Genomic DNA, 4,675 nt, shown 5'->3' with positions numbered 1-4,675 from the left:
CAGTCCGCGAAGGCGGACTTCGGGCCGTGGTTGCCGCGACTTCAGTCGCCCCAGGGCAGTCAGGGGACCCTACCCCAGGTACTCCGGCACGATCTCCCCCACCTCCACCTCCCCACCCCGCGGCTCGAACCTCCACGCGCGCGCCGCGGGCCGAGACGAGACGATCCGCGTCAGCACGCCGTCGACGTAGTGCAGCCCCACACCGTCCTCCGCCGCGAGCCCCGGCTGTCCACTCTCGCGGACGAACGACCGGAACGCGTCCGGCCGGCGCGAATCGCTGTCGAAGTGAGGGCAAAAGCTGCCCGGCAGAAAGCCCAGCCCGTTCGTCAGCGGGTTCAGCCCCGGGCCGTACGAGTCGGTAATCCCTCGCTCGAACCAGCACAATCCGCCCGCGCTGACCCCGCACGCGATCGTCCCGTTCGCCAGAACCCGCGGCAGCACATCCGCCAATCCCTGCGCGCGCCACACCGCCAGCAGGTTCACCGTGTTTCCGCCGCCGACGTACAGCACGTCCTGCTCTGAAAGGAACGCATACAGGTCGTCCACCCCGCGGCTGAAAAGTCCCAGGTGCGACGGCTCGCAGCGTCCTTCGTCGAAGACGGAATAGAACCTGTCGATCCACGCGGACGAATCGCCGCTGGCGGTGGGGATCAGGCACACGCGCGGCCGCGAGCGGCGGCAAAGCCCCAGCACGTAGTCGTCCAGCAGCGGATTGTCGGGCTCCATGGCGAACCCGCCGCCGCCGAACGCGACGATCTGGCCCTGGGTGAGAAGCGGCATCGATCGATGGAGAGGAGCAGGTGCGCCCGGCGGAAGTGACCGGTACTGGCGGGAACGGTATGGCGCAGACGACAATATACGCCTCCGCCACCCGGGCGAAAGCAGTGGCCCGCGTGGCGGCATCGCCGTTGCAATTTTCGGCACCCGACAGCCCGCGCGGGCGAGGGGGCAGCCGGCCCTGTCACGCGAGATCGTACACCCTCGGATGGTGGAGAAGAGGTCGATGAAACTGCTGAAGATCCCGGCGCTCGTCTGCGCCTTTGCACTCGCCGCGTGTGACCGCGGCTCGACGGACGTGGAGGACGTACGGCCGGGTGAGTTCGAGGGCGACGTGTCGGGAGACGTGAGCGCCAGCCTCCGCGGCGATGCCTACTCGGGCAGCTCGATCGGGGATTATCAGGACCTGATCGTGCTGAACGACTTCGAGGAGGGCGCGGAGGTCGTGTTCTACTACACCGATGACGAGTTCTCCCGCGAAGGCTCCATCTCCATCCGCAACAACGCCGACCTGGAGTACGACAACGGGGTCGTCGCCCAGATCGACGTCGATGGCCGGTTCTTCGTGTCCACCAGCGGCACCATGAACCTGCGCGACGTGACGACGGAAAACGTCGATGGCACGGCACGATTCCGGGCGGTGGAGCTGGACTCGTTCGACCGGCCGATCACTGGAAGCGAAGTGGTCGTCGACGTCGCGTTCCGGGCCGACTACGCCGGCGCCGTCGAGTTCAACCTTTCCCCCGCGTTCAGCGCGGCCCGCGCCAAGGCGCCCCGCTGACCCGGCCCTGAAGTACGGAAAAGCGCCCCCGCCGCCAGGTTGGGGGCGCTTCTCGTTCCGGGAGCGGCGGATCAGCCTGCGGGGGGCCGCGCGGGCACCATCACCAGGGCCTCGCCCTCCACCACCGCCTCGCCGTTCTGGTTCAGGACGGTGGTCGTAAGCCGCGCGCGCCGCTTTGGCAGCAGTTCGGCGACCTCCACCCGCGCCGTCACCGTGTCGCCGATGCGCACGGGCGCGGTAAAGCGAAGGGACTGCTCCAGGTAGATGGTGCCCGGCCCGGGAAGCCGCGTACCCAGCACGGTGGAGATGAAGCTGGCGGAGAGCATCCCGTGCGCGATGCGCCCCCCGAACCGGCTCGCCGACGCCGCCACCTCGTCGATGTGCGCGGGGTTCAGGTCGCCGGTGATCCCCGCGAACAGCACCACGTCCGTTTCCGTCACCGTCTTCCGGAACTCCGCCGTCTGCCCCACCACCACCTCGTCAGAATACATGCGCCGACCCCAACGGAGAGAGTATCCCACGCGGCCCACCGCGCCGCACGCTGATGATACCCGGTGAGGCCAACGGAATCAACGCACCACGGCCGCGCCACCGAGCCGACGAGTGCACGAAGACAAGCCAGTCCGCGAAGGCGGACTTCGTGTGTTTGTTGCAGCGAATTCATTCGCCCGTGCGGGGGATGCGCCCCGGGCTTGCCGAAGCGCCGAGGGTGCATCTCAGGGAGTCGTGTCGCTGCCGCGCCCGGACTGAAATGCATCCGCGGCTAGATCCGACGGCCCTGCCCACCATGTGCTGCGGGCGAGGCGGGCGAGGCCGGGCCTCTGGATGACAGTCTTGAGTGCGCGACGGGAATAAATGGCGAGCCCCGCGCCTCCCAGAGGGAAGCGCGGGGCTCGGATCCGGAGCGGACGGGCGCGTTACTTCGCGGCGGGCACTGCCGTCGCGGCGGCCGCGGCCACCGCGGCCTCGGGGCGCGTCACCAGTTCGATCAGCGCCGTCTCGGCGCCGTCGCCCTTGCGCGAACCCGTCTTGAGGATGCGGGTGTAGCCACCCGCACGCTCCGAGAACACCGGCCCGATCTGGTCGAACAGGCGCACCAGGACGTCGCGGTCCTGAATGTGCCGCGCCGCGAGGCGCTTGCTGTGCAGATCGCCGCGCTTGGCCAGCGTGATCAGCTTCTCCGCGAACGGACGAAGCTCCTTGGCCTTGGCGGTGGTCGTCTCGATGCGGCCGTGACGGAACAGGCTCATCGCCATGTTCCGAAGCAGCGCCTCCTTGTGCTCCGTCGTGCGGCCGAGCGCGCGGCCCTTCTTTCCGTGTCTCATCTTCCTCTACAGCTCCCCGGCGGGGCCGGCGTCGGCGCCCCCGATCTGCTCGTTGTCGTTGGCCTCGTCGCGAACCACCCACCAGAGCGTCCCCGCGTCGTCCTGCTCCAGCGAGCTGCCGAAGCGCAGGCCGTGGCCCGCCAGGAAATCGCTGATCTCCTGCAGCGACTTCTTGCCGAAATTGTCGATGGAAAGCATCTGCTGCTCGGTCCGCTGCACCAGGTCGCGAACCGTGTGGATGTTTTCCTTCTGCAGCGAGTTGCGGCTGCGGACGGAAAGCTCCGCCAGGTCCTCGATGGGACGGTTCAGCAGCTCCTGCAGGCGCGGCGGAATGGGCGCGCGCCCCGCCGGAACGGCGAACCCGGCACCGGCCGTCTCGCCCCAGGTCCGGTCGGCGCGCCACTCGGGCGAGCCGCCGGCCAGGAACGCCAGGTGCTCGATGGCCAGCCGCGCGGAGTACTGCACCGCCGACGGCACGTCGATGGCGCCGTTGGTCTCCACTTCCAGCACCAGCCGGTCGAAGTCGGTGCGCTGGCCCACGCGCGTCTCCTCGACCACGAAGTTGGCGCGCGTCACCGGGTTGTAAATGGCGTCCACCCGCACCAGGTCCGCCGGCATGCCGCGCGGAATGGGGTGGGCCTCGGCCGGCACGTAGCCCCGGCCCTTGTTCACGTACAGCTCGAAGCGCAGGTCGCGGTCGTCCTGCAGCTCCAGGATGTGGTGGTCCAGGTTGATGACGTCCACCGACGGATGGCCCGTGATGTTGCGCGCCGTCACCCGGCCGGCCTTGTTGGCCCGCAGCTCCAGCACGGCCTCGTCGGCCCCCTCGTCCATCCGCAGCACCAGCGACTTCAGGTTGCGGATGATCTCGTGCACGTCCTCGACCACCCCCGGCACCGTCTGGTGCTCGTGGAGCACGCCGTCGGCGCGGAACGCCCACACCGCCGAGCCCCGAAGGCTCGAAAGCAGGATGCGGCGGATGGTGTTGCCCAGCGTGTGGCCGAAGCCGCGCTCCAGCGGGCGAAGAACGATCTGTCCCGCCCGAGGCTGCTCGGGCGTGTTCGGCATCTGCAGGCCGGTAATATCGAGTTCCACTATGGTCCCCTCCCAGTGTGGGCAGGATGCGGGAAAACCCGGGCGGCGGAAGCGCGATCTGCGCTCCGCCGCACGGGCCAGGTCCCTCGGCTTACTTGCTGTAGAGCTCGACGATGAGCTGCTCCTGCACCGCGAGCGGAATGTCCGCGCGCGTGGGGCGGGTCAGCATGCGGCCGGTGCGCGAGCCCTCGTCCACCGCCAGCCAGCCCACGTTGCTGGGCTTGGTCTTCGAAGCCAGCGACGCCTGCACGGGCAGGATGTCCTTGCTCTTCGGCGCGATGCGAACCTCGTCGCCCGGGTGCACCTGGGCGCTCGGAACGTCCAGCTTTCCGCCGTTCACCTGCACGTGGCCGTGACGGATGAGCTGCCGGGCCTCCTTGCGGGTGCTGCCGAAGCCCATGCGGTACACCACGTTGTCCAGACGGCTCTCCAGGGCCACCAGCAGGTTCTCGCCGGTGATGCCCGTCTGGTGGGCGGCCTTCTCGAACATGTTGCGGAACGGCTTCTCGGCCATCCCGTAAATGCGCTTCACCTTCTGCTTTTCACGCAGCTGGTGGGCGTACTCGGAGGTCTTCTTTCGGCGTCCACCGCCCGACTGGCCGTGCTGGCCGGGGGCGTAGGGACGGCGCTCGACGGGGCACTTGTCGGTGAAGCACTTGGTGCCCTTCAGGAACAGCTTCTGCCCCTCGCGGCGGCA

The 4,675-nt window shown here is 68.8% G+C and carries 5 protein-coding genes and 1 pseudogene; 1 reads left to right on the top strand and 5 read right to left on the bottom strand.

The window, feature by feature from the left end; genetic code table 11:
* Positions 1-69 precede the first annotated feature (69 nt).
* Positions 70-780 carry a peptidase E gene (locus VIB55_RS13510; RefSeq protein WP_331877179.1) on the bottom strand — a complete coding sequence of 237 codons (711 nt, stop codon included), beginning with the start codon at positions 778-780 and terminating at the stop codon, positions 70-72.
* Positions 781-1,003: 223 nt separating this feature from the next.
* Between VIB55_RS13510 and VIB55_RS13505 the strand changes: the two genes are divergently transcribed.
* Positions 1,004-1,558 (top strand): hypothetical protein, encoded by a 555-nt coding sequence (locus tag VIB55_RS13505; RefSeq protein WP_331877178.1) that lies wholly within the window; start codon positions 1,004-1,006, stop codon positions 1,556-1,558.
* 71 nt (positions 1,559-1,629) lie between these two features.
* On the opposite strand, the gene VIB55_RS13500 is transcribed toward VIB55_RS13505, so the two are convergent.
* The 4 genes and pseudogenes from VIB55_RS13500 to rpsD all read right to left on the bottom strand — a co-directional run.
* Positions 1,630-2,049, bottom strand: a complete 420-nt coding sequence (locus VIB55_RS13500) for a MaoC family dehydratase (protein WP_331877177.1) — start codon at positions 2,047-2,049, stop codon at positions 1,630-1,632.
* Between the two features lie 486 nt (positions 2,050-2,535).
* A pseudogene (gene rplQ / locus VIB55_RS13495) lies at positions 2,536-2,883 on the bottom strand (50S ribosomal protein L17); the annotation flags it as partial.
* A 6-nt stretch (positions 2,884-2,889) separates the two neighbouring features.
* On the bottom strand, positions 2,890-3,978 hold the full coding sequence (locus tag VIB55_RS13490; RefSeq protein ID WP_331877175.1) for a DNA-directed RNA polymerase subunit alpha: 1,089 nt from the start codon (positions 3,976-3,978) through the stop codon (positions 2,890-2,892).
* Between the two features lie 91 nt (positions 3,979-4,069).
* Positions 4,070-4,675, bottom strand: a 606-nt coding sequence (gene rpsD, locus VIB55_RS13485) for a 30S ribosomal protein S4 (RefSeq protein WP_331877174.1), incomplete at its 5' end; no start/stop codon positions are given.

It is taken from the genome of Longimicrobium sp. (genome assembly GCF_036554565.1).
Classification (GTDB): domain Bacteria; phylum Gemmatimonadota; class Gemmatimonadetes; order Longimicrobiales; family Longimicrobiaceae; genus Longimicrobium.
This window is presented reverse-complemented; position numbering and strand designations above follow the sequence as displayed.

Excerpts from the sequence above, each read along its gene's own strand:
- VIB55_RS13510 (WP_331877179.1), bottom strand. The coding sequence starts at position 780 with ATGCCGCTTCTCACCCAGGGCCAGATCGTCGCGTTCGGCGGCGGCGGG.
- VIB55_RS13505 (WP_331877178.1), top strand. The coding sequence starts at position 1,004 with ATGAAACTGCTGAAGATCCCGGCGCTCGTCTGCGCCTTTGCACTCGCC.
- VIB55_RS13500 (WP_331877177.1), bottom strand. The coding sequence starts at position 2,049 with ATGTATTCTGACGAGGTGGTGGTGGGGCAGACGGCGGAGTTCCGGAAG.